The sequence below is a fragment of the Pseudomonas sp. S1(2024) genome (assembly GCF_046557535.1).
Genome location: NZ_JBKGFP010000090.1, coordinates 16,882 through 38,165, shown reverse-complemented (window position 1 = coordinate 38,165; position 21,284 = coordinate 16,882). Strand labels below are relative to the sequence as shown.

Sequence of the window (21,284 nt, the reverse complement as noted above, 5' to 3'; positions counted from 1 at the left end):
CACAACTCCTGGTGACTGGCTGAATGACTCGTCACCATAGGGCCATTGGCCGAGCCGCAGTTGCCTGGGCTCGACGTCCAGCTGTCTGGTCGCGCTATGCCAGGCGGTTGACCTCGACGGTGATGTGCGCCAGTTCTTCGTGTACGCCCAAGGCCTGGCGCACGCTGTCGGCGCTGAGTTCGGCCCGGGCGGCCAGGCCGAGAATGCAGGCGTACTGGTCTTTGCCCACGCGCCACACGTGCAGGTCGGTGATGCTGGCCGGCACCGGCAGCTGCGCGACCACCGCGCGGATTTCCTCCACTACCGGCGCGTCCATCTCCGCATCCAGCAGCACCCGCCCGGTATCGCGCAGCAGCCCGCGGGCCCACAGCGCCACCAGCAGCGCACCGACCAGGCCCATGACCGGGTCGAGCCAGCCTGCGCCCCAGTACTTGCCGGCCAGCAGGGCGACGATAGCCAGCACCGAGGTCGCGGCGTCGGCCATCACGTGCAGGTAGGCCGAGCGCAGGTTCAGGTCGTGGTGATGGTGGCCATGATCATGGTCATGGTGATGGTCGTGGCCATGGTGGTGATGATCGTGATGGTGATGGTCGTCACGCAGCAGCCAGGCGCAGATCAGGTTGACGGCCAGGCCCACGGCGGCGATGAAGATCGCCTCGTCATAGTGGATCGGCCCCGGTGCCAGCAGGCGCTGCACCGACTGGAATGCCATCAGCCCGGCCACGCCCAGCAACAGCAGGGCGCTGGAGTAGCCGCCGAGAATCTCGATCTTCCAGGTGCCGAAGGCAAAGCGCCGGTCGCCGGCATAACGCCGCGCGGCGGCATAGGCCAGCAGCGACAGGCCCAGGGCCAGGGCGTGGGAGCTCATGTGCCAGCCGTCGGCCAGCAACGCCATGGAATTGAAGAACCAGCCCCCGGTAATTTCCGCCACCATCATCACTGCGGTCAGCCACACGGCCAGGCGCGTCTTGCGCTCGGCGCTCAGGTTGCTGGTATGGAACTGGTGGCTGTGCTGCCAGCGGTCTGAGGTTTGTGTCGCCATGGTTTATCATGCTCCCGGAACGTCGAGAAATATACTATACCCCAGTATACCTAGCATGGTGTGAAACCCAATGGCACATACCCTGAAGAGCAAGAAGCAGCTGCTGACCCGGGTGCGCAAGATCAAAGGCCAGGCCGCCGCCCTGGAGACAGCGCTGGAGCAGGACAAGGACTGCCTGGCGATACTGCAGCAGATCGCCGCCGTGCGCGGTGCGGTGAACGGGCTGATGGCCGAAGTGATGGAAGGGCATATCCGCGAACACCTGGTGGCGGACGGGCTGAGTGCCGAGGAGCGGCAGGACGAGGCGGACAAGGTGGCGATGTTGCTGCGGTCGTACCTCAAGTAGCAGACCGGCGGTACCGATACCCTAGGGGGGTATTGGTACCCAATGGTACTTGCTGATTTCCTGCGTGTCAGAAGGCATGTTCCTACTTTGCCATCCAATCTGTCCGCTGGTCGCGACACGTGTGCATAGTGTGTAGTGCGCTTTGTTCTGGTCAATTCGGTGTGTATGATACACATCGACTGCCGAGGAAGAATGAATGCGCAGTCGCGAAGTTATCCAGCTTATTGAAGCCGACGGCTGGTACCAGGTTGATGTGAAAGGAAGTCATTACCAGTTCAGGCACCCGACAAAAAGGGGGCGAGTCACGGTTCCTCATCCCAAGAGTGAGCTCCCCAAGGGCACAGTACGCAGCATCTTGAAGCAGGCTGGCTTGATTCAAGCCAACGGCACTGCCAGCACGAGCATCAACGGAGGTAGTCAATGAAATTCCCGGTCGTATTGCACAAAGACGCCGACTCGGACTACGGCGTGACCGTACCTGATGTGCCCGGTTGCTTCAGCGCCGGTGCCACTGTTGCAAAAGCACTGGAGAATGTTCAGGAAGCGCTGGCACTACATTTTGAAGGGTTGGTCGCAGATAACGAGGCATTGCCGCAGGCACAGGAAGTCGACGTCCATGTGGCAAACCCTGACTATGAAGGCGGGGTCTGGGCCGTTGTGGATTTTGATGTCACCCCGTACCTGGGTAAGGCGGTTCGCTTCAATGCAACGCTGCCGGAAAACCTGCTTCAACGAATCGACGAAAAAGTGAAGCGTGATCATCGCTATGCGTCCCGCTCCGGTTTTCTGGCTTCGGCTGCACTGCGAGAGTTGGCCCTTTCGCACTAATCGGTAGGCTCACTTTCGCTACGCCCACCAATACCGCACAAAGTGGAAGAACACCGGCGCGGCAAAGCACACCGAATCCATGCGGTCGAGCATGCCGCCGTGGCCTTCGATCATGTGCCCCCAGTCTTTCACCCCACGGTCGCGCTTGATCGCCGACATCACCAGCCCGCCGAAGAAGCCCATGGCGTTCACCGCCAACGCCATCAGCGCGGCCTGCCAGAAGGTGAACGGGGTGATCCAGCACAGCAGCGCGCCGATCAGGGTGGCCAGTGCCACGCCGCCGGCCAGGCCTTCGACGGTCTTGGATGGCGACAGGTTGGGCGCTACCTTATGCTTGCCGAACAGCTTGCCACACACGTACTGCAGCACGTCGCTGATCTGCACCACAAGGATCAGCCAGGCAATCAGCAGCAGGTTGCGGCCCTCGTAACCCGGGATGTCCAGGGTCATCAATGCCGGCACCGACGACACGCAGTACACCGCGATCATCAGCCCCCACTGCACCTTCGAGGCGCGCTCGAGAAAGCGCGTGGTGTCGCCGCCGAAACTGGCCAGGATCGGCAGCAACAGGAACAGGTACACCGGGATGAAGATGCTGAACAACCCGTACCAGTCCATGGCGATCAGCACGTATTGCACCGGCAGCGCCACATAGAACGCCGCCACCAGCGCCGGGTAATCGCTGCGCCGGGTCGGGGTGAGCGTCATGAACTCGCGCAAGGCATAGAACGACATGCCGTAGAACAGCACGATCACGCCGTACTTGCCGAACAGGAAGGCGATGCCGATCACCAGCACCATCACCCACCAGGCGTTGATGCGGGCGTTGAGGTTGTCGATCACCGCGTGCGGTGCCGGGCCGGCGCGCCATTTGAGCAGGCGGCCGATCACGCTGGCGAGCAGCAGCAGGGCGCCGATGCCGGCAAACAGGGAAAGGGTGTTGTCGTCCATCTCAGGCATCCTTGGGGGCCAGGTTCAGCAAGGCCCGGCTGGCCCGCTCGAGAAAGGCTTGCTTGCTTTCATCCGCCTGCAGGTGCAGCGGCTCGCCAAAGCTCAATGTGCACAACAACGGCAACGGCAGGGCGCGACCCTTGGGCATCACCCGGTTGAGATTGGCGATCCATACCGGCACCAGTTCGACTTCGGGGTTGGCTGCTGCCAAGTGGTACAGCCCGCTCCTGAACGGCATCAGCGGCTCGTCGCCGAGATTGCGAGTGCCCTCCGGGAAAAAGATCAGCGAGTCGCCCTGGGCCACTGCTTCGAGGATCGGCTGCAACGGGCTGCCCTGGCCGGGGCTGTGTTGCCGGTTGATCAGCACACCGTTGAAGACCTTGCGGATAAGAAAATCGCGAATGCCCGGCTTGGCCCAGTAATCGGCACCGGCTACCGGACGGGTACGCTTGCGCAGCGGCTGCGGCAGCGAGGCCCACAGCAGCACGAAATCACCATGGCTGCTGTGGTTGGCGAAATACAGGCGCTGCACCGGCAGCGGCGTGCAGCCCAGCCACAGGGCGCGGGCGCCGGTGATCAGGCGGGCGGCGGAAGTGATGAGGTAGGCGGTCAGGTTGGCGAGCATGGATCGGTAGTCATCCCTTCAAAGGCAGTGTCAGCAGGGTAGCCAAGGCCAGCGACAGCTGCAGGCCCAGGCACACTGCCTGGCGGCGTAACAGGGCCAGCGCGGCCCGGCTACGGGCAGGCCATGCTCGGGTGTCGGCGGCCTGCGGTTTGAGTTTCAGCTCGAACAGTGCGTGGTCCAGGGCCAGGGTGTCCGCCGCAAGGTCGCGGCTGGCGGCGAGGCGGGCGAACAATTGGGCATCGATGGCCACACGGATGGCCCAGTACTTGTGCAGCACGCCTAGTACCAGCAGCGCAATGCACAGCAGGCTGGCCAGCGGTTGCAATTGGGCACCCAGCAAGGGCGCCAAGCCGTAGGCCAGGGCCAGCAGGGTGAGGCCGTCCGACAGGCGTTCCAGTTGTTTGCCTCGGCCCAGCAGGCTGGCCACCACGTACAGCGTCATGGTTGTGTCCCTAGCTGTTGCAAGGCCTGGCGGTGTGCGCTGTGCAGCACCACGCCAGGGCGGGCCTTGCGGATCAGCGCTTCGGCCTGGCGAGCATCACTGCAGCGGCCCGTGAGTACCAGCCAGGCTGCCACGGCGCTGGCGCTGCGCGAATAGCCCAGGGCGCAGCAGACCAGCACCGGGCCTTGCGAGCGCAGGCGTTCGATGGCGACGGCGGCTTGGTGCAGCAATGGGCTTTCCGGGGCGATCAGGTCCAGGGTAGGAAAACATGCGTAGCCAACGGCGGACGCGACCTGTGTAGGAGCGCTGTCCTGAACATGGCACGGTAGCTCTGCGCACAAATCGACTACCGCAGCGAACTGCGCGTCACACCCAGGAATCCGCCCAAGGTAGACGCCATCACACACTTCATCCGCCTGCGGGTGCCGCCATGTCCACAACCGCGAGTTGACCCACGCCCCAATAAGGTACGGTGCCAGCAGCCAGCTGGCTGCATTCGACAAGCGCCCATCGGCGCCTTTCTGGAACCCGCCCGCACCGAGCACGCCATAGTTCAGCGCCACCAAAGCCAGCGACACGGCCGGCCAGGTCAACCACAGCCAGGCGCCGCCCAACGCAACGGCAGGCACTGCGCACAGCAGCCCACCCACTGTATAGAACAACGCCAACCGCCAACGCTTGGCATCCCGCGCAAGGCGCACCTGCTGCCAAGGCAGTTGCCCTTGATGTGGCCACAACCAGACGCAGACGAACCCCGCCAATGCCCCTGTCGGCACGTCGATGAAATGGTGCTGCCAGGTGGTCAGTACCGAGACCCCGATCAGTGCCATCCAGCCATGCATCAGCCAACGCCAGGGCTGGCGCTGCACGTGCCGGGCAAACATCGTCCAGATGATCACCAGCAGGGCAATATGCAGCGACGGTGCCTGGTTGAACGGCTTGTCGAAGCCCATGAGCACATCGAACATCCAGCCGAACACCCCGCCCAGTTCCGGCCGCTCGAAGGTGAAACGCAGCGGCCAGAGCAGGAAGCAGCTGACGCTGATCAGCTGCGCGGTGAGCAGCGCCAGCGCGTGCCGGTCCATTTCCTGGCGCGCGCGTGGCAGCAGGAAGGACAAACCGTAGAGCAGGTCGATCGACCAGTACGGGATGATCGTCCACGGCCACAACGGCATGCGGCTTTCCCAGCCGAACACCAGGCTGCCGACATCACTGCGCCCGGCGGTATGGTTGTTCGCCAGCCCGTAACTGAGGAAAAACAGCGGCCCCAGCAACAGAAGCCAGAACACGCCTCGGCGGATCAGCCGGGGCTCGCGTGATGGGCTCATTCAGCGCACCCGTTGTGCCAGGCTGACGCTGAAAATGCCCCATTCATCGATGCGTTGGGCCAGCTTGCGGAACCCCGCCGCTTCTACCAGCTGGTCCATTTCGGCCTGGCTGCGGCGACGCATCACCCAGGCCTCCCCGCCGCGGTGGCTGGTGAGGGCGCGGGCGATCATTTCCAGTTGCGGGTGCCACGGCTGGCCGGTGTAGACCAAATAGCCGCCATCTTCCAGCGCATCCGCCAGGCCGGCCAGCGAGTTGCCTACCAACTGGTTGCTGGCGAACAGTTCGTACAGGCCGGAGACCACGGCCAAGGTCGGTGGTTGTTCCAGGGTCGCCAGGCTCTGGCGGTCGAAGGCATCGCCCTGGACGAAGCGGGCGATGTCGGCCAGGCCCTTTTCTGCAATCAGTGCGCTGCCTTGCTGCACGTTCAGTTCGCTGTAGTCACGCAGCAGGATCGAATCCGGCAGCTGTTCGAGCTCCTGCAGGGCCTCGAGAATGTAGCGGCCATGGCCGGCGGCGATATCGACGATGTGCACCGGCCGCTGCTGTTCGCGCAGGCGGACGATGGCCAGGCGCAGCAGTTCCTCTATGTGCAGCTTGCGCTGGCGGATGCCACGCCAGCCGATGGCGTCGAGGTAGTTCTGGTCGATCAGGCGGCCGAGCTTGCCTTTGCCAGTCGGCTGGTTGCGGTACACGTAGTCCAGGGTACTGCCCGAGTCGAAACCGGTCTCGAAACCCAGCTTCACACCTTCGGACAGCCCCTTGCCCAGACGCAGCCCGGCACGGGTAGCACGCCAGTAAAGGTCGCGGGGTGAGTTGCGCGGCAGCGGTGCGGCCAGGCTTTCGGCTTCGGCGCAGTTGGCGCCGGTCTTGTCGGCATCGAGCAGTGACGGCAGGGCGGCGGGGCTGGCGAAGCAATGTTCGACAAACCGCTCGATGCGCCGCAAGGCATGGGCCCTGTCACGCTCGCCAAGGGTGTCGTGGAAAAAGCCTGGCAGGATGTGCATTTCCTTGCGCGCACTGCCCAGGCGTTCGAAGAAGCGTTCCTGCGGTTGGCGTTCGACCACGAAGTCGGCACCGGACACCAGCAGCTGGGTTGGCAACTGAATGGCCTGGGCATCCGCCACCACCCGGTCGGCGGCTTCGTACAGGCCCAGCAGCATGGTTACCGAAATCGGCCGGCTGATCAGCGGGTCGGCCACGTACGACATGACCCGTTCGGGGTCGTGGGTGAGCAGGCGGGGCTTGACGTAGCTGTTTACGAAGAAGTTTCCGCGCAAGGCTTTCAGCAGTTTCAGGCCGGTGCGGGCGAACGGCACATACAGTTTGACCTTGAACGCTGGCGAGGCCAGCACCAGGCAGCGCACCTTGGGCGCGTAGTCGTGGGCCCAGGTGGCGACGAGCACGGCCCCTACGCTCTGCGCAAGCACCACCAGGTCCTGTTCGGCGATGCCATGGCTGGCCTGGATGTGCTCGATGAAGGTCTGCACATCGCGCACGCTGGTGGCGAAGCCCGGGCTGTCGCCACGCGCGCCCGGCGAATGGCCGTGGCCGCGGGCATCCCAGGCGAAGAAATCGTAGCCCGGCATGTCCAGCTCGTCGGCCAGGTGTGCCATGCGCCCGCCGTGTTCGTGGCCGCGATGGAACATCACCACGGCCCGGCGTGGCTGGTGTTGGTTACGCGTGGCAGGCCAGTGACGGTAATGCAGCTCGACGCCGTCATGGGTGGAGAAGTGCAGCGCTTGCGCTTGGCGCATGGTCGACATCCTTTTGCGACGGCAGTGGGCTCAGCGGGTTTCGGCCAGCCCCTGGCGAACCCGGTTGTAGAGGGTATAGAGCGAGAGTGCGAGGATGACCAGCAACAAGCCGTTGAGCCAGGTGCCATTCAGCAGGCCTAGGGCGACACCGGTACCCAGCACACCGAAGGCAAAGGCCCGGTCGCTCTTGCCCATTGGGCCATCGTAGCGCCGTGAAGCACCGGCCAGTGGGCCCATGACACCGGCGTATTCGCTGAAGGTGGCGCTGAGCACCACGAGCACGACCAAGGTTGGCGATACACCGGCCAGCAGGGCGAAGGGCAGGTACAGCGCGGCATCGGCGATCACGTCGCACAGTTCGTTGAGGTAGGCACCGAGGGTGGATTGCTGGCCGAACTCGCGGGCGAGCATGCCGTCGACAGCGTTCAGTGCCATGCGCAGCAGCATCCAGACTGGCACCAGGATGAACAGCCAGGTGAGATGGGGCAGGGCAGCCAGCAGCAGGCCCAGCAGGATCGACAGCAGGGCGGCGGCGACAGTGACCTGGTTGGCGGTGACACCGCGGTCGTGGAGGCGCTGGACAGCAGGGCGGAGCATGGCCTGGAAGTGCGGTTTGAGCTGGTAGATCGATGCCACTGGAAAGTCCTTTTCGGTGGGGCGTTATGGCGCCATTGTGTGTGAGCCTTCTTCGCGGGTAAACCCGCTCCCACAGGTATAGCGTCCATCCGAGAGATACCACATATCCTGTGGGAGCGGGCCCGCCCGCGAACACGGGCGAAGCCCGTGCCATCAATCGCGGTGCCTGCTTCGCGGGCTCGCCCGCTCCCACAGGTATAGCGTCCATCCGAGAGATACCACATATCCTGTGGGAGCGGGCCCGCCCGCGAACACGGGCGAAGCCCGTGCCATCCACTTCGTCAGCGGGTGAGGGTGGTTACCAACCCTGCGGCATACCCCGGCAATGCCGCAAAATCGCGTGCACACACCAGCAACCGGCGATTGGCCCATGGTTCCGTCAGCGCCACCCAGTGCAACGGCAACACCCCTTGCCAGCGCTTCACCGCAGCCAGCGGCACAATCCCTACTCCGGCTCCGCCCGCAACCATGCGGATCACGCCATCGAACCCTTCGGCACGCACCCGAACCCGCATGCGCCGCCCCTCGCGCAGTGCCTGCTCTTCCAGGTACAACGCCAGTGCACTGCCGGCACCCAGGCCGACATAGCCATGGGCCAGGCTATCGATGAAGCTCGGCGCTACCTCGCTGGCCAGTGGATGGCGCTGCGGCGTTACAAGCACCAGTGGGTCTTCGCGAAACGGCCGGGTCTGCAGGTGCTCGCTGGGGGCGGCGGTCGAAACTATGCCCAGGTCCGCCATGCCCTGGGTAATCGACTGCACGATGCGCAGGCTCGGCAACTCCTGCACATCCACACTGACGCCTGGGTTTTCAGCCAGGTAGCCGGCCAGCAGCTCCGGCAGGTATTCCGTGAGTGCAGCCGTGTTGCACAGCAGGCGCACCTGGCCTTGCTGCCCTTGAACGTACTGGCCCAGGTCGAACTGCAGGCGCTCGACCTGCTGCGATATCAGCCGGGCATGCTGCAGCAGTGCCTGGCCGGCCAGAGTTGCTTGCACGCCACGGCGGTTGCGTTCCAGCAAAGGGATGCCCAGCGAAGCCTCCATGGCGCGGATCCGCGCACTGGCTGCTGCCAGCGAAAGATGGCTGCGGCTGGCACCGGCGGTGATGTTGCCGCACTCCAGGGTGTGCTGGAACAGCCTGAGGTCGATCAGGTCGAAATGCATGTGGCTCTGTCCTGGCAAGAGTCTGGCTGAGTATATGGCAGATTTTCAGCCCAGCTGGCGCACGCCATTATCGGCCCATGAATACCTTGCTCGCTTTCTACCAGAACATTGGCCCAGCGCTGTCGCTGCTGGTGGTACTGACTTTCCTGCTGGCCGGCGCGGTGAAGGGCGTGATCGGCCTCGGCCTGCCGACAATCGCCATGGGCCTGCTGGGCTTGGCTATGTCACCGGCGCAGGCTGCGGCATTGCTGATTGTGCCTTCGACCCTCACCAACCTCTGGCAGCTGGCCAGTGGGGGGCACCTGCGGAGGTTGCTGGCACGCCTGTGGCCGATGCTGGCGATGATCTTCGTCGGTACCTTGCTGGGCAGCGCCTGGCTGGGGATCAACAGCGGCCCTTGGGCCGCACATGCACTGGGCGCGGCCTTGATGGTGTATGCGCTATACGGGCTGGTCGGTCCGGGCCTGCGCCTGGCACCGGGGCGGGAGCCTTGGCTGGCGCCGCTTTGCGGGCTGGTCACGGGCGTGGTCACGGCGGCGACCGGGGTGTTCGTGATACCGGCTGTGCCCTACCTGCAGAGCCTGGGTTTGAATCGGGATCAGATGGTCCAGGCCCTGGGCCTGTCGTTCACGGTTTCGACCCTGGCCCTGGCCGTTGGCCTGGCCGGGCAGCATGCCCTGGGTGGCCAGGCGCTGGGTGCTTCGCTGCTGATGCTGGCGCCGGCCTTCGTCGGCATGCTGGCCGGCCAGTGGCTGCGTCAGCGCATCAGTACGCCGCTGTTCAAACGGTGCTTCTTTATCGGCCTGGCCGCGCTCGGCGGCCATTTGCTGATCAGCGGTTAGCGCTTGATGCGCTGAGCATGTCGATCATCTGGATGTCGAAATCGCGTTCCAGGTAGTCCATGCGTTTTTCGAAGAACGCGGTCATGTGCGGCAGTGCCGAATGCACATCCAGCGCGGCCTTGTCGGCCCAGACCTCGAAGAACACGAACAGGCTCGGGTCCTGCTTGTCGCGCAGCATGTGGTACTCGATGCAGCCCGGCTCCTGGCGGCTTGGCTCGACGTAAGCGCGGAACAGGGTTTCGAACGCTTCAGCCATTTCCGGGCGGGTCTTGGCTTTGAGGATGAAGGCGTACTGCTCACTCATGGGTCGCTACTCGGTGATGGGAGGTGATGAGATTCTAAGGCAATAATGCATTATTGATTCGTGACTTCAGGTCAATTGTATTTTGCCGCTGCATTACTGTATCCCGCGCCCGCGAGCCCCTAACCTGCCGGCCTGAATTTTTTCCGCGAGGCCCGCATGAAGAAGATCCTTTTGCTCAACGGTGGTAAACAGTTCGCCCACTCCGACGGTCGTCTGAACACGACCTTGCACGAAGCGGCCATCGCTCACCTGGACCGGGCCGGTTTCGATGTGCGCCAGACCTTCATCGACGGTGGCTATGATGCCCAGGAAGAGGTGGAGAAGTTCCTCTGGGCCGATGTGGTCATCTACCAGATGCCCGGCTGGTGGATGGGCGCGCCATGGACCGTTAAAAAGTACATCGACGAGGTGTTCACCGCCGGCCACGGTAGCTTGTATGCCAACGACGGCCGTACCCGTTCGGACCACTCGCAGAAGTACGGCAGTGGTGGCCTGGTGCACGGCAAGCAGTACATGCTTTCGCTGACCTGGAATGCACCGCAGCAGGCATTCGACGACCCTAGCGATTTCTTCGAGGGCAAGGGGGTGGACGCGGTGTACTTCCCATTCCACAAGGCCAACCAGTTCCTCGGCATGACCGGGTTGCCGACTTTCCTGGCGGTGGATGTGATGAAGCGGCCTGATGTGCCGGCTGCTTTGGCAGCCTATGAGGCGCATCTGGACAAGGTGTTTGGCAAGGCACAGTAAGGTTTTTCTGTGCTGGACTTGGCCTAGACAAGCGGCTATCTATCCCGGCAGAGACCAACCACAGGCGCAGATGTGAAAACCCGATCCGAAGAACTCCAGGTATTCGTCACCGTCATCGACTGCGGCTCGATTTCCGCTGCTGCCGAGCAGATGGGCCAGACTCCGTCCGCCGTCAGCCGTACCCTGTCGCGCCTTGAGGGCAAGCTGGGTACCACGCTGGTCAACCGCACCACCCGGCGCATGGACCTGACCGAGGAGGGCCGCTTCTTCCTCGAGCGCGCGCGGTTGATCCTGGAACAGATGGACGAGATGGAAGAGCGACTGTCGATGAACCGCCAGACCCCTACCGGGCGCCTGCGCATCAACGCCGCCGCGCCGTTCATGCTGCATGCCATCCTGCCGTGGATCGGCGAGTTCCGCCGCCAATACCCTGGTATCGAACTGGAACTCAATACCGACGACCTGATCATCGACCTGCTGGAGCAAAGCACCGATGTGGCGATCCGCATCGGTGAACTGGCCGACTCCAGCCTGCACGCGCGCAGCCTGGGATGCAGCCCGGTACAGGTGCTGGCCAGCCCGGCCTACCTCGAGCAACACGGCACGCCGCAGCGGGTCGAGGACCTGGCCAACCACTGCCTGCTCGGCTTCAGCCAGCCCGAATCGCTCAACCATTGGCCACTGCGCCATGCCCAGGGGGACCGCTGGAGCATTCGCCCGTCGCTGATCGCCTCCAGCGGCGAGACCTTGCGCCAATTGGCGCTGGCCGGCGAGGGCATCGTCAGCCTGTCGCACTTCATGACCCACGAGGACATCCGCGCCGGGCGCCTGCAAGTGCTGCTGAGCGAAGCCAACAACGGCTATCGCCAGCCGATCCATGCGGTGTACTACCGCAACACCCAGCTGGCGCTGCGTATCCAATGCTTCCTCGATTTCATCCAGCGCAAGTTGGCGATGTACGCCAGCTGAGTTGCCTGAACGCGACAGGTCCTGTCCACGGGCGGCGAAACTTCCTGCGGTTGATTGCACAGTCGAAGCGCTTCGGCCTTACTGACTGCTCAACAAAAACAACACCAAGGAAGTGTCATGCGTATTGCTCCGTTCCAGTACCTGGCTCTCGCAGCCGCGATCCTGAGCTGTTCCTCGGTCCATGCCGCCAATCTTGAGGGCGGCGCAGTGGCCGCGCCCGATCAATATGGTGCACAGGTGGCCGCCGATATCCTCAAGAAAGGCGGCAACGCGGTGGATGCGGCAGTGGCCACGGCTTTCACCCTGGCGGTGACTTATCCCGAGGCTGGCAACATCGGCGGTGGCGGGTTCATGACCCTGTTCGTCGACGGCAAACCCTACTTCCTCGATTACCGCGAAGTCGCGCCCAAGGCCGCCACGCGCAACATGTACCTGGACGAAAAGGGTGAGGTCATCGAAAACCTCAGCCTGGTCGGGGCACGTGCTGCTGGCGTTCCGGGCACGGTGATGGGTTTGTGGGAGGCGCATCAGAAGTTCGGCAAGCTGCCCTGGAGCGAACTGCTGACCCCGGCCATCGGCTATGCGAAAAACGGCTTCAAGGTTGCGGCCAAGCAGTACCAGTACCGCAACGACGCCCAGGGCATGTTCAAGACCGCGACCAATTTCAACGACTACTTCGGCAACATGAAGGTCGGCGAGCTGTTCAAGCAACCGGAAATGGCCCAGACCCTGGAGCGCATCGCCGACAAGGGCGTGAGCGAGTTCTACCAGGGCAAGACTGCAGACCTGCTGGTGGCGCAGATGCAGTCCGACAAGGGCCTGATCACCAAACAGGACCTCATGGACTACAAGGCCGTATGGCGTGAGCCGATGGCCGTGAGCTGGCGTGGCAACGTGGTGTATACCGCGCCACCGCCAAGCTCCGGTGGCGTCGCCCTGGCCCAGCTGCTCGGCATCAAGGAAAACCGCGCGGCGGACTTCAAGGGTGTGGCGCACAACTCGGCGCAGTACATACACCTGTTAGCCGAGATCGAGAAGCGCGTGTTTGCCGACCGCGCCGACTACCTTGGCGACCCGGCCTTCACCAAAGTGCCGGTGGATCAGCTGGTGGCCAAGGACTACCTGGCCAAGCGCGCCGCGCAGGTCAACCCGAAGGCCATTTCCGATACCGACAAGGTCAAGCCGGGCCTGGAACCGCACCAGACCACGCACTTCTCGATCGTCGACAAGCAGGGCAATGCGGTCAGCAACACCTACACCCTCAACCTCGACTACGGCAGTGGTGTGGTGGTGAAAGGCGCCGGCTTCCTGCTCAACGACGAGATGGACGATTTCAGCGCCAAGCCGGGGGCGGCGAACGCCTTTGGTGTGGTAGGTGGCGATGCCAATGCCATCGCCCCGGGCAAGCGCATGCTGTCGTCCATGAGCCCCAGCCTGATGACCCGCGATGGCAAGGTCGAGCTGGTCATCGGCACCCCAGGTGGCTCGCGGATCTTCACCTCGATCTTCCAGGTGATGAACAACCTGTACGACTACGGCATGCCGCTGGACAAGGCGGTGGCGGCGCAACGCGTGCACCATCAGTTGCTGCCCAAGGACACCATCTACTTCGACAGCTATGCACCGCTTACCGGGCCGGTGGCTGATGAACTGAAGAAGATGGGCTATGTGCTGGAGGACCAGGGCTGGGAGATGGGCGATATCCAGGCGATCCGGGTTGATGGGACGAAGCTGGAGACCGCTTCGGATCCGCGTGGGCGTGGGGTAGGGATGGTCATCAAGTAAGCGGTCGTCAGTGCCGGCCCTATCGCCGGCAAGCCAGCTCCCACAGGTACGGCGCAGCCCCGAGGCCTGTGCTATCCCTGTGGGAGCCTGGCTTGCCGGCGATGGGCCGCAAAGCGGCCCCAGGGTCTTCAGGTCAGACGCGGAACTGGCTGACCAACGTCTGCAACTGCCCACCCAACCGCGCCAGCTCCACGCTGGACGCCGCCGTTTCGTCACTGGCCGCCGCCGTCTGCTCCGACACATCGCGCACATTCAGGATGCTGCGGCTAATCTCCTCCGCCACCGCACTCTGCTGTTCCGCCGCTGCGGCAATCTGTTGGTTCATCGACTGGATGCTCGACACGGTACTGGTGATGCTCTCCAGCGAAGCCCCGGCATTGCGCGCCAGCTCGACGCTGCTGTCGGTCAGGGTACGGCTGCCGTGCATGGCCGTAGCCACTTGCTGGGTACCATGCTGCAGGCTGGCGATCAGTTCTTCGATCTCTTCGGTGGATTTCTGCGTGCGTTGGGCCAGGCCGCGCACTTCATCGGCAACCACGGCAAAACCACGGCCAGCCTCGCCGGCACGCGCCGCCTCGATCGCTGCGTTCAGCGCCAGCAGGTTGGTCTGTTCGGCCACCGACTTGATCACGTCCATCACGCTGCCGATCTTCTGGCTTTCCTGCTGCAACAGGTTCATGGCTTCTGTGGAACGGTGCATTTCTTCGGCCAGGCGTTCGATCTGGCCAATTGCTTCGCCTACCACGCGGTCGCCGGCACGGGCTTCGTCATCGGCACCGGTGGCAGCATGCGAGGCCTGCTCGGCATTGCGTGCCACTTCCTGAACGGTAGCGGCCATTTCGTGCATTGCGGTGGCCACCTGGTCGGTCTCGACCTTCTGGCTGTTGGCACCGGCGCTGGTCTGCTCGGTCACTGCCGACAATTCCTCGGCAGCGCTGGCGATCTGGGTGACGCCATCGCGGATGCCGCTGATCAGCTCGCGCAAAGTGGTGCCCATGCGGGCGATGCCTTGTTGCAGCACGCCCAGTTCGTCGCGGCGGGTGACGCGCAGGTGCTGGGTGAGGTCGCCGCTGGCGATCTTTTCAACTGCCACCATGGTGTCGCGCAGTGGGCGGGTGATCTGCCGGGTGATCAGCACTGCCGCCAGCACGCCGACCAACAGCGCCAGCAGCGTGGCGATGGCCTGCAGGCTGCGAGCCTGGGTGCTCTCGATGTCGCGGCGCTGCAGCTGGATCTGGTACAGCGCGTCGCTGCGCTTGACGATGTCGGCACCCTGCACGGTCATTTCGGCGCGCGCAGTGGTGATGTTGGCGACCGCATCGCGGAACTGGCGCACGGCGTCACGGTAGGCCAGCACCGAGCCTTCGAACTGTTGCAGGCGCGTGTCTTCGGCCGGCAGCTGGCGCTTGAGGTTGTCGATTTCGGCCAGGGCGGCGTCCAGCTGGCGCAGGGCGGCCTGCTCGTTGGCAGCGCTGTTTTCGGCAATGTAGCCGCGTACGTCGATGCGCACCTGCAGCAGTTGCTGGCGGGCCTTGCTGATCAGCTGGTACTGGGCCAGGCGCACGCTGTCGGCTTCTGGGCGCGCCATGACTTCCTGGCTGAGGGCGTCCATGGCTTGGTCGGCGCGGCTGGCCGAACCGTCCATGGCCGTACGCGCGGTGCGGGTGGCGTCGTAGCCCTGGCGCATCTTGTTCAGCGACACCTTGTAGGCGCTGATGGTCTCGCCCAGTTCACTCAGCAGCTTGATGTTTTCCGGGCTCTTGAAGGTGCTGGCCAGGTAGGCCTGCTGTTTGCTGAAGGCGTCCAGCTTGGTCTGGGTGTTGGCGGCGGCGGCATCGTCGCCGTTGGCGATCATGTACTGCAGGCGGGCAATGCGCAGGTCGGTCAGGTCCTTGTTGAGCTGGCCGATATCACCCATCCAGTTGCTGCGGTCGATCAGGCTGCCCAGGCTGGTCCAGCCGGTCAGGGCCAGCAGGCCGGTGAGGATCAGTACCAGGCCGAAGCCCAGGCCGAGTTTGAGGTTGACGCTGATGTTGGCGAACCAGCTGTTCATGCACGCTCTCCAGAAGTTGTTTTCGCTCGCTTGATCTTCGATCGCCAGGCGTTGTTGTTCTGGATGCCCGCTGATTCGTGCAGGGGTTATCGGCAGTGATGGAGGAAGCTGAAACGCTTTTTCAGCAGATTTGTAACTGGCTTGATTGGGGCTGCCTTGCAGCCCTTCGCGGTGGATGGCACCGGCTTTGCCGGTGTTCGCGGCTAAAGCCGCTCCTACAGGGATCGCGTCGGTTTTGGAAGCTATTCAAAGGTTGCGCGCGCTGAAGGTATCGCAGCGGTTCACCTCACCCTCGGCAAACCCGGCCTTGAACCAGCGCACCCGTTGCGCTGAGGTGCCGTGGGTGAACGAGTCTGGTACCACGCGCCCGCGGCCTTGCTGCTGCAAGCGGTCATCGCCAATGGCATTGGCCGCGTTCAGGGCCTCTTCTACATCGCCCGGCTCCAGCCAGTTCAGGCGCTTCTGCGCCTGGTAGGCCCATACACCGGCCAGGCAGTCGGCCTGCAGTTCCTGACGCACCAGCAAGCCATTGTCGCCTTCCATGCGCTGGCCGCTGCGGCGCGCGGCATCGACCTTGGCCGACACGCCCAGCAGGGTCTGCACGTGATGGCCGATTTCGTGGGCGATCACGTAGGCCTGGGCAAAGTCGCCGGCGGCGGCGAAGCGGGTTTCCATTTCGCGGAAGAACGACATGTCCAGGTAGACCCGTTGGTCTGCCGGGCAGTAGAACGGCCCCACCGCCGCCGAGGCAAAGCCACAGGCCGAATTGACCTGGCCGCTGAACAGCACCAGCTTGGGGTCGCGGTACTGCTTGCCGCCCTCGGCGAACAGGGCTTTCCAGGTGTCTTCGGTGTCGCCCAGGATCGAGGCGACGAACTCGGCCTGCTGGTCGTTGGCCGGCGGCGCCTTGCCGCCCCCGCTGCTCGGTGCCTGCTGTTGCTGCTCCATCTGGCCGGCGAGCTGACCAAGAATCTGCAATGGGGCCTGGCCGGTGAGCCAGCCGATACCGACAATCAGCAGCACCGCACCAAGCCCCAGCCCCTTGCCGCCGCCGAAACGCATGCCGCCGCCACCACCTTCGCCTCGGGCATCGACCACATTGTCGCTGCGTCGGCCTTTTCGCCAATCCATGAATGCTCTCCGGAGCGTGAAACAAGAAGACAAAGATTAGTCCACGACAGCGGCGAGTGTCAGGCCAAGGTGCTTATGCATAACCAAATGGTTATGTTTGATGTGGCTGATTTCAATATTCATTGCGCGCTACCTGCCTGAAACTGCATGTGGGAGCGGGCTTGCCCGCGACAGGGTTTCAAATAATCCCCCCGCGCATTTCCATAATTCCAAGAGAGGAAACCGGCATGCCCGCCCAGGACAACAGCCGCTTCGTGATCCGTGATCGCAACTGGCACCCGAAAGCACTTACGCCTGACTACAAGACGTCCATTGCCCGTTCGCCACGCCAGGCACTGGTCAGCATCCCGCAGTCGATCAGCGAAACTACCGGCCCGGACTTTTCCCACCTGGGCTTCGGCGCCCATGACCATGACCTGCTGCTGAACTTCAACAACGGCGGCTTGCCGATCGGCGAGCGCATCATCGTTGCCGGCCGTGTCGTCGACCAGTACGGCAAGCCTGTGCCGAACACCCTGGTGGAAATGTGGCAAGCCAACGCCGGCGGCCGCTACCGTCACAAGAACGACCGCTACCTGGCGCCGCTGGACCCGAACTTCGGTGGCGTCGGCCGCTGCTTGACCGACCGTGATGGCTACTACAGCTTCCGCACCATCAAGCCGGGCCCGTACCCATGGCGCAACGGCCCGAACGACTGGCGCCCGGCGCACATCCACTTCGCCATCAGCGGCCCGTCGATCGCCACCAAGCTGATTACCCAGCTGTACTTCGAGGGTGACCCGCTGATCCCGATGTGCCCGATCGTCAAGTCGATCGCCAACCCGCAAGCCGTGCAGCAGTTGATCGCCAAGCTCGACATGAGCAACGCCAACCCGATGGACTGCCTGGCCTACCGCTTCGACATCGTGCTGCGCGGCCAGCGCAAGACCCACTTCGAAAACTGCTGAGGACCCCGCCATGCCAATCGAACTGCTGCCGGAAACCCCTTCGCAGACTGCCGGCCCCTACGTACACATCGGCCTGGCCCTGGAAGCGGCCGGCAACCCGACCCGCGACCAGGAAATCTGGAACCGCCTGGCCAAGCCGGACGCGCCGGGCGAGCATATCCTGCTGATCGGCCAGGTGTATGACGGTAACGGCCACCTGGTGCGCGATTCGTTCCTGGAAGTGTGGCAAGCCGATGCCAACGGCGAGTACCAGGATGCCTACAACCTGGAAAACGCCTTCAACAGCTTTGGCCGCACTGCCACCACCTTCGATGCAGGTGAATGGACCCTGCACACGGTCAAGCCGGGTGTGGTGAACAACGCTGCGGGCGTGCCGATGGCGCCGCATATCAACATCAGCCTGTTTGCCCGGGGGATCAACATCCACCTGCACACGCGGCTGTATTTCGATGACGAGGCCGAGGCCAATGCCAAGTGCCCGGTGCTCAACCTGATCGAGCAGCCGCAGCGGCGCGAGACCCTGGTGGCCAAGCGTTGCGAGGTGGACGGGAAGACGGCATATCGCTTCGATATCCGTATTCAGGGGGAAGGGGAGACGGTGTTCTTCGACTTCTGAGTCGGACCTCGGGGGCCGCTTTGCGGCCCATCGCGACACAAGGCCGCTCCTACAGGGAATCGCGTTCCTCCTGTAGGAGCGGCCTTGTGTCGCGATGGGCTGCAAAGCAGCCCCGGCGATCTGAAGGTCAGCGCCGAACCAGCAAAACCCCACTCTCCATATGGTGGGTATACGGGAACTGGTCAAACAACGCACACCGCTCGATGCGGTGAGTGTCCTGCAGCTGGGCAATGTTCGCCGCCAGCGTCTCCGGGTTGCACGAGATGTACAGGATCCGCTCGAAACGCCGGGTCAGCTCGCAGGTATCCGGGTCCATCCCCGCCCGCGGCGGGTCGACGAACACCGTACCGAACTCGTAGCTCTTAAGGTCGATGCCTTCCAGCCGGCGGAACGGCCGCACCTCATTCAGCGCCTGGGTCAGCTCTTCTGCCGACAGGCGCACCAGCCGCACGTTATCCACAGCGTTCTCGTCAAGGTTGCTCAGCGCGGCATTGACCGAGGTCTTGCTGATTTCGGTGGCCAGCACCTTGCGCACGCGGGTGGCCAGCGGCAGAGTGAAGTTGCCGTTGCCGCAGTAAAGCTCCAGAAGGTCGTCCTTGCGTTCGCCCATGGCCTCGAAGGCCCAGCTCAGCATCTTCTGGTTCACCGCGCCGTTGGGCTGGGTGAACGCGCCTTCCGGCTGGCGGTAGCTGAACACACGGCCAGCGACTTCGAGTTTTTCCACCGCGTAGTCTCGGCCGATGACCAGGCGTTTGCCCTTGGAGCGGCCGATAATGCTGACGCCCAGCTCTTCGGCCAGCTGCCGTGCGGCCGTTTCCCATGCCTCGTCCAGCGGGCGGTGGTAGCACAGGGTGACCATGGCATCGCCAGCCAGGGTGGTGAGGAACTCCACCTGGAACAGGCGGTTGCCTAGCTCCTCGCTGGCCTGCCAGGCCGCCTTCAGGCGCGGCATCAGTGCATTGATGCGCTGGCTGGCGATAGGGAAGTCCTCGATCAGGATCGCCTTGTGCTTCTCGCCCGGGGCGAACATGGCGTAGTGGCGCTGGCCATCCTCGCGCCACAGGCGGAATTCGGCGCGCAGGCGGTAATGCTCGCGCGGCGAGTCGAAAACAGCCGGCTCCGGCGCGCCGAACGGCGCCAGCAGCTCGCGCAGCCGGGCCACCTTGGCGTCCAGCTGGGTGGTGTAGGAGGAGGGGTCGAAAGCAGCACTCATGCGTTGAACCAGCCCAGCTTGATGACGAACAGGATGGAAAGGATCACCAGGGCCGGGTTCAGGTCGCGGTGGCGGCCGGAGATCAGCTTGACGGCGGTCCAGGAAATGAAGCCGAAGGCGATGCCGTTGGCGATCGAGTAGGTCAGCGGCATGGCCAGGGCGGTCACCACCACCGGTGCGGCTTCGGTGACGTCGTCCCAGTTTATTTCTGCCAGGCCCGAGGCCATCAGCACCGCGACGAACAGCAGCGCCGGGGCGGTGGCGAAGGCCGGCACGCTACCGGCCAGCGGGGCGAAGAACAGCGCCAGCAGGAACAGCACGGCGACCACGATGGCGGTCAGGCCGGTGCGGCCACCGGCGCTCACGCCCGCGGCAGATTCGATGTAGCTGGTAGTGGTCGAGGTGCCCAGCAGGGAACCGGCCATGGCGGCGGTACTGTCGGCGATCAGGGCACGGCCCATTTTCGGCATGTGGCCGTCCTTGCCCATCAGCCCGGCGCGCTTGGCCACACCGATCAGGGTGCCGGAGTTGTCGAACAGGTCGACGAACAGGAAGGCGAAGATCACGCTGACCAGGCCCACGTCCAGCGCGCCGGCGATGTCCAGTTGCAGGAAGGTCGGGGCCAGCGAAGGCGGCATGGAGACCACGCCGCCGAAGGGCGTCACGCCCATCAGGATCGAGGCGATTGTTACGGCGAGAATGCCAATCAGCACGGCACCGCGCACTTTCAGCGACTCAAGGCCGACGATCAGGAAGAAGCCCAGGGTGGCGAGGATCGGTGCCGACTGCTTGAGGTCGCCAAGGCCCACCAGGGTGGCCGGGTTATCGACGACGATGCCTGCGTTATGCAGGGCGATCAGCGCCAGGAACAGGCCAATACCCGCGGCAATGGCCGAACGCAGCGGCAGCGGGATGCTGTTCACGATCCATTCGCGGATGCGGAAGATCGACAGCAGGAAGAACATCACCGCCGACAGGAACACCGCACCCAGTGCCACCTGCCAGGTGTGGCCCATGTGCAGGACCACGGTGTAGGTGAAGAACGCGTTCAGGCCCATACCTGGCGCCAGGGCGATCGGGTAGTTGGCGATCAGGCCCATGGTCACCGAGCCGATGGCCGCGGCCAGGCAGGTGGCGACGAAGATCGCGCCCTTGTCCATGCCGGTCTCGCCGAGGATGCTCGGGTTGACGAACAGGATGTAGGCCATGGCCAGGAAGGTGGTGACGCCCGCGAGAATCTCGGTGCGCACATTGGTGTTGTGTGCTTTTAGTTGAAACAGCCTTTCCAGCATGCCCGCTCCCCAAGGCGCCCCCGGCGCCATGAATATATCGACCCCATCAGCAAAGCACAGACCGTACCGGTTGCCGTGGTTTTGTGTGGGGCGGAAAAAAGCCGCGCATCATACCAGCATGCTTGGCGGGGGCCTATGGCCGTTGGGGAATGGGTTCTCTATAGCCTGTACCGGCCCTATCGCCGGCAAGCCAGCTCCCACAAGTACTGCACAGGGTTCGGAAACTGTGGTGTACCTGTGGGAGCTGGCTTGCCGGCGATAGGGCCAGA

The 21,284-nt window shown here is 63.8% G+C and carries 22 protein-coding genes and 1 pseudogene; 9 read left to right on the top strand and 14 right to left on the bottom strand.

Features of this window, described 5'->3' with window-relative positions; translation table 11 throughout:
- Window positions 1-94 precede the first annotated feature (94 nt).
- Window positions 95-1,042 carry a CDF family Co(II)/Ni(II) efflux transporter DmeF gene (gene dmeF / locus ACLCGK_RS24925; protein WP_410953171.1) on the bottom strand — a complete coding sequence of 316 codons (948 nt, stop codon included), beginning with the start codon at window positions 1,040-1,042 and terminating at the stop codon, window positions 95-97.
- Window positions 1,043-1,112: 70 nt separating this feature from the next.
- Here dmeF and ACLCGK_RS24920 point away from each other — a divergent pair, with 70 nt between their 5' ends.
- From ACLCGK_RS24920 to ACLCGK_RS24910, 3 genes are all read left to right on the top strand, one after another.
- Complete coding sequence (locus ACLCGK_RS24920; protein ID WP_410953170.1) at window positions 1,113-1,388, top strand: metal/formaldehyde-sensitive transcriptional repressor; 276 nt, start codon at window positions 1,113-1,115, stop codon at window positions 1,386-1,388.
- Between the two features lie 196 nt (window positions 1,389-1,584).
- Complete coding sequence (locus ACLCGK_RS24915) at window positions 1,585-1,812, top strand: type II toxin-antitoxin system HicA family toxin (protein WP_003258415.1); 228 nt, start codon at window positions 1,585-1,587, stop codon at window positions 1,810-1,812.
- Window positions 1,809-2,216, top strand: coding sequence for a type II toxin-antitoxin system HicB family antitoxin (locus tag ACLCGK_RS24910; RefSeq protein ID WP_003258416.1), 408 nt, complete (start codon window positions 1,809-1,811; stop codon window positions 2,214-2,216). The genes ACLCGK_RS24915 and ACLCGK_RS24910 overlap by 4 nt, the downstream gene beginning before the upstream one ends.
- Window positions 2,217-2,234: 18 nt before the next feature.
- On the opposite strand, the gene ACLCGK_RS24905 is transcribed toward ACLCGK_RS24910, so the two are convergent.
- The 7 genes from ACLCGK_RS24905 to ACLCGK_RS24875 form a co-directional block, all read right to left on the bottom strand.
- Complete coding sequence (locus ACLCGK_RS24905) at window positions 2,235-3,167, bottom strand: phosphatidate cytidylyltransferase (protein WP_410953169.1); 933 nt, start codon at window positions 3,165-3,167, stop codon at window positions 2,235-2,237.
- A gap of 1 nt (window position 3,168) precedes the next feature.
- Window positions 3,169-3,792, bottom strand: a complete 624-nt coding sequence (locus tag ACLCGK_RS24900; protein WP_102083310.1) for a lysophospholipid acyltransferase family protein — start codon at window positions 3,790-3,792, stop codon at window positions 3,169-3,171.
- A gap of 10 nt (window positions 3,793-3,802) precedes the next feature.
- A complete protein-coding gene (locus ACLCGK_RS24895; protein ID WP_410953168.1) occupies window positions 3,803-4,234 on the bottom strand; it encodes a hypothetical protein in 432 nt (143 codons plus the stop codon).
- Window positions 4,231-5,562, bottom strand: coding sequence for a phosphatase PAP2/dual specificity phosphatase family protein (locus tag ACLCGK_RS24890; RefSeq protein ID WP_410953167.1), 1,332 nt, complete (start codon window positions 5,560-5,562; stop codon window positions 4,231-4,233). Before ACLCGK_RS24890 ends, ACLCGK_RS24895 begins: the two co-directional genes overlap by 4 nt.
- Complete coding sequence (locus ACLCGK_RS24885; RefSeq protein ID WP_410953166.1) at window positions 5,563-7,317, bottom strand: bifunctional alpha/beta hydrolase/class I SAM-dependent methyltransferase; 1,755 nt, start codon at window positions 7,315-7,317, stop codon at window positions 5,563-5,565.
- Between the two features lie 30 nt (window positions 7,318-7,347).
- Window positions 7,348-7,953, bottom strand: coding sequence for a CDP-alcohol phosphatidyltransferase family protein (locus ACLCGK_RS24880; RefSeq protein WP_013974233.1), 606 nt, complete (start codon window positions 7,951-7,953; stop codon window positions 7,348-7,350).
- 281 nt (window positions 7,954-8,234) lie between these two features.
- The gene (locus ACLCGK_RS24875; RefSeq protein WP_410953165.1) at window positions 8,235-9,116 is read right to left on the bottom strand and encodes a LysR substrate-binding domain-containing protein; all 882 of its coding nucleotides are present in this window, start codon (window positions 9,114-9,116) and stop codon (window positions 8,235-8,237) included.
- A 77-nt stretch (window positions 9,117-9,193) separates the two neighbouring features.
- Between ACLCGK_RS24875 and ACLCGK_RS24870 the strand changes: the two genes are divergently transcribed.
- On the top strand, window positions 9,194-9,958 hold the full coding sequence (locus ACLCGK_RS24870) for a sulfite exporter TauE/SafE family protein (protein WP_367244663.1): 765 nt from the start codon (window positions 9,194-9,196) through the stop codon (window positions 9,956-9,958).
- Here the strand turns inward: ACLCGK_RS24870 and ACLCGK_RS24865 are convergent.
- A complete protein-coding gene (locus ACLCGK_RS24865; protein ID WP_003258316.1) occupies window positions 9,948-10,262 on the bottom strand; it encodes a putative quinol monooxygenase in 315 nt (104 codons plus the stop codon). The genes ACLCGK_RS24870 and ACLCGK_RS24865 overlap by 11 nt on opposite strands.
- 156 nt (window positions 10,263-10,418) lie before the next feature.
- On the opposite strand from ACLCGK_RS24865, the gene ACLCGK_RS24860 reads away from it, so the two are divergent.
- The 3 genes from ACLCGK_RS24860 (at window position 10,419) to ggt (ending at window position 13,763) form a co-directional block, all read left to right on the top strand.
- A complete protein-coding gene (locus tag ACLCGK_RS24860; RefSeq protein WP_039613053.1) occupies window positions 10,419-11,009 on the top strand; it encodes an NAD(P)H-dependent oxidoreductase in 591 nt (196 codons plus the stop codon).
- 72 nt (window positions 11,010-11,081) lie between these two features.
- Window positions 11,082-11,978: a LysR family transcriptional regulator gene (locus ACLCGK_RS24855; RefSeq protein ID WP_015271809.1), complete on the top strand. Its 897-nt coding sequence runs from the start codon at window positions 11,082-11,084 to the stop codon at window positions 11,976-11,978.
- A gap of 117 nt (window positions 11,979-12,095) precedes the next feature.
- Window positions 12,096-13,763 (top strand): gamma-glutamyltransferase, encoded by a 1,668-nt coding sequence (gene ggt, locus ACLCGK_RS24850; RefSeq protein WP_410953164.1) that lies wholly within the window; start codon window positions 12,096-12,098, stop codon window positions 13,761-13,763.
- A gap of 133 nt (window positions 13,764-13,896) precedes the next feature.
- Here ggt and ACLCGK_RS24845 read toward each other — a convergent pair whose 3' ends face one another.
- The 3 genes and pseudogenes from ACLCGK_RS24845 to ACLCGK_RS24835 form a co-directional block, all read right to left on the bottom strand.
- Window positions 13,897-14,760, bottom strand: a complete 864-nt coding sequence (locus ACLCGK_RS24845; protein ID WP_410953179.1) for a methyl-accepting chemotaxis protein — start codon at window positions 14,758-14,760, stop codon at window positions 13,897-13,899.
- Window positions 14,752-15,681 (bottom strand): annotated as a pseudogene (locus ACLCGK_RS24840) (methyl-accepting chemotaxis protein); the annotation flags it as partial. The pseudogene ACLCGK_RS24840 and the gene ACLCGK_RS24845, both read right to left, overlap by 9 nt.
- 381 nt (window positions 15,682-16,062) lie before the next feature.
- A complete protein-coding gene (locus ACLCGK_RS24835) occupies window positions 16,063-16,947 on the bottom strand; it encodes a neutral zinc metallopeptidase (RefSeq protein WP_410953163.1) in 885 nt (294 codons plus the stop codon).
- Between the two features lie 227 nt (window positions 16,948-17,174).
- On the opposite strand from ACLCGK_RS24835, the gene pcaH reads away from it, so the two are divergent.
- Both pcaH and pcaG read left to right on the top strand, forming a co-directional pair.
- On the top strand, window positions 17,175-17,894 hold the full coding sequence (gene pcaH / locus ACLCGK_RS24830) for a protocatechuate 3,4-dioxygenase subunit beta (RefSeq protein ID WP_003251597.1): 720 nt from the start codon (window positions 17,175-17,177) through the stop codon (window positions 17,892-17,894).
- Window positions 17,895-17,904: 10 nt separating this feature from the next.
- A complete protein-coding gene (gene pcaG, locus ACLCGK_RS24825; protein ID WP_015271805.1) occupies window positions 17,905-18,510 on the top strand; it encodes a protocatechuate 3,4-dioxygenase subunit alpha in 606 nt (201 codons plus the stop codon).
- Window positions 18,511-18,637: 127 nt separating this feature from the next.
- Here pcaG and trmA read toward each other — a convergent pair whose 3' ends face one another.
- A complete protein-coding gene (trmA, locus tag ACLCGK_RS24820; protein ID WP_410953162.1) occupies window positions 18,638-19,723 on the bottom strand; it encodes a tRNA (uridine(54)-C5)-methyltransferase TrmA in 1,086 nt (361 codons plus the stop codon).
- On the bottom strand, window positions 19,720-21,015 hold the full coding sequence (locus ACLCGK_RS24815; protein ID WP_410953161.1) for an NCS2 family permease: 1,296 nt from the start codon (window positions 21,013-21,015) through the stop codon (window positions 19,720-19,722). Before ACLCGK_RS24815 ends, trmA begins: the two co-directional genes overlap by 4 nt.
- Window positions 21,016-21,284: the final 269 nt, after the last annotated feature.

Coding starts and splice junctions, on each gene's coding strand:
- dmeF (WP_410953171.1), bottom strand. CDS start 1,042: ATGGCGACACAAACCTCAGACCGCTGGCAGCACAGCCACCAGTTCCAT.
- ACLCGK_RS24920 (WP_410953170.1), top strand. CDS start 1,113: ATGGCACATACCCTGAAGAGCAAGAAGCAGCTGCTGACCCGGGTGCGC.
- ACLCGK_RS24915 (WP_003258415.1), top strand. CDS start 1,585: ATGCGCAGTCGCGAAGTTATCCAGCTTATTGAAGCCGACGGCTGGTAC.
- ACLCGK_RS24910 (WP_003258416.1), top strand. CDS start 1,809: ATGAAATTCCCGGTCGTATTGCACAAAGACGCCGACTCGGACTACGGC.
- ACLCGK_RS24905 (WP_410953169.1), bottom strand. CDS start 3,167: ATGGACGACAACACCCTTTCCCTGTTTGCCGGCATCGGCGCCCTGCTG.
- ACLCGK_RS24900 (WP_102083310.1), bottom strand. CDS start 3,792: ATGCTCGCCAACCTGACCGCCTACCTCATCACTTCCGCCGCCCGCCTG.
- ACLCGK_RS24895 (WP_410953168.1), bottom strand. CDS start 4,234: ATGACGCTGTACGTGGTGGCCAGCCTGCTGGGCCGAGGCAAACAACTG.
- ACLCGK_RS24890 (WP_410953167.1), bottom strand. CDS start 5,562: ATGAGCCCATCACGCGAGCCCCGGCTGATCCGCCGAGGCGTGTTCTGG.
- ACLCGK_RS24885 (WP_410953166.1), bottom strand. CDS start 7,317: ATGCGCCAAGCGCAAGCGCTGCACTTCTCCACCCATGACGGCGTCGAG.
- ACLCGK_RS24875 (WP_410953165.1), bottom strand. CDS start 9,116: ATGCATTTCGACCTGATCGACCTCAGGCTGTTCCAGCACACCCTGGAG.
- ACLCGK_RS24870 (WP_367244663.1), top strand. CDS start 9,194: ATGAATACCTTGCTCGCTTTCTACCAGAACATTGGCCCAGCGCTGTCG.
- ACLCGK_RS24865 (WP_003258316.1), bottom strand. CDS start 10,262: ATGAGTGAGCAGTACGCCTTCATCCTCAAAGCCAAGACCCGCCCGGAA.
- ACLCGK_RS24860 (WP_039613053.1), top strand. CDS start 10,419: ATGAAGAAGATCCTTTTGCTCAACGGTGGTAAACAGTTCGCCCACTCC.
- ggt (WP_410953164.1), top strand. CDS start 12,096: ATGCGTATTGCTCCGTTCCAGTACCTGGCTCTCGCAGCCGCGATCCTG.
- ACLCGK_RS24845 (WP_410953179.1), bottom strand. CDS start 14,760: ATGGGCACCACTTTGCGCGAGCTGATCAGCGGCATCCGCGATGGCGTC.
- ACLCGK_RS24835 (WP_410953163.1), bottom strand. CDS start 16,947: ATGGATTGGCGAAAAGGCCGACGCAGCGACAATGTGGTCGATGCCCGA.
- pcaH (WP_003251597.1), top strand. CDS start 17,175: ATGCCCGCCCAGGACAACAGCCGCTTCGTGATCCGTGATCGCAACTGG.
- pcaG (WP_015271805.1), top strand. CDS start 17,905: ATGCCAATCGAACTGCTGCCGGAAACCCCTTCGCAGACTGCCGGCCCC.
- trmA (WP_410953162.1), bottom strand. CDS start 19,723: ATGAGTGCTGCTTTCGACCCCTCCTCCTACACCACCCAGCTGGACGCC.
- ACLCGK_RS24815 (WP_410953161.1), bottom strand. CDS start 21,015: ATGCTGGAAAGGCTGTTTCAACTAAAAGCACACAACACCAATGTGCGC.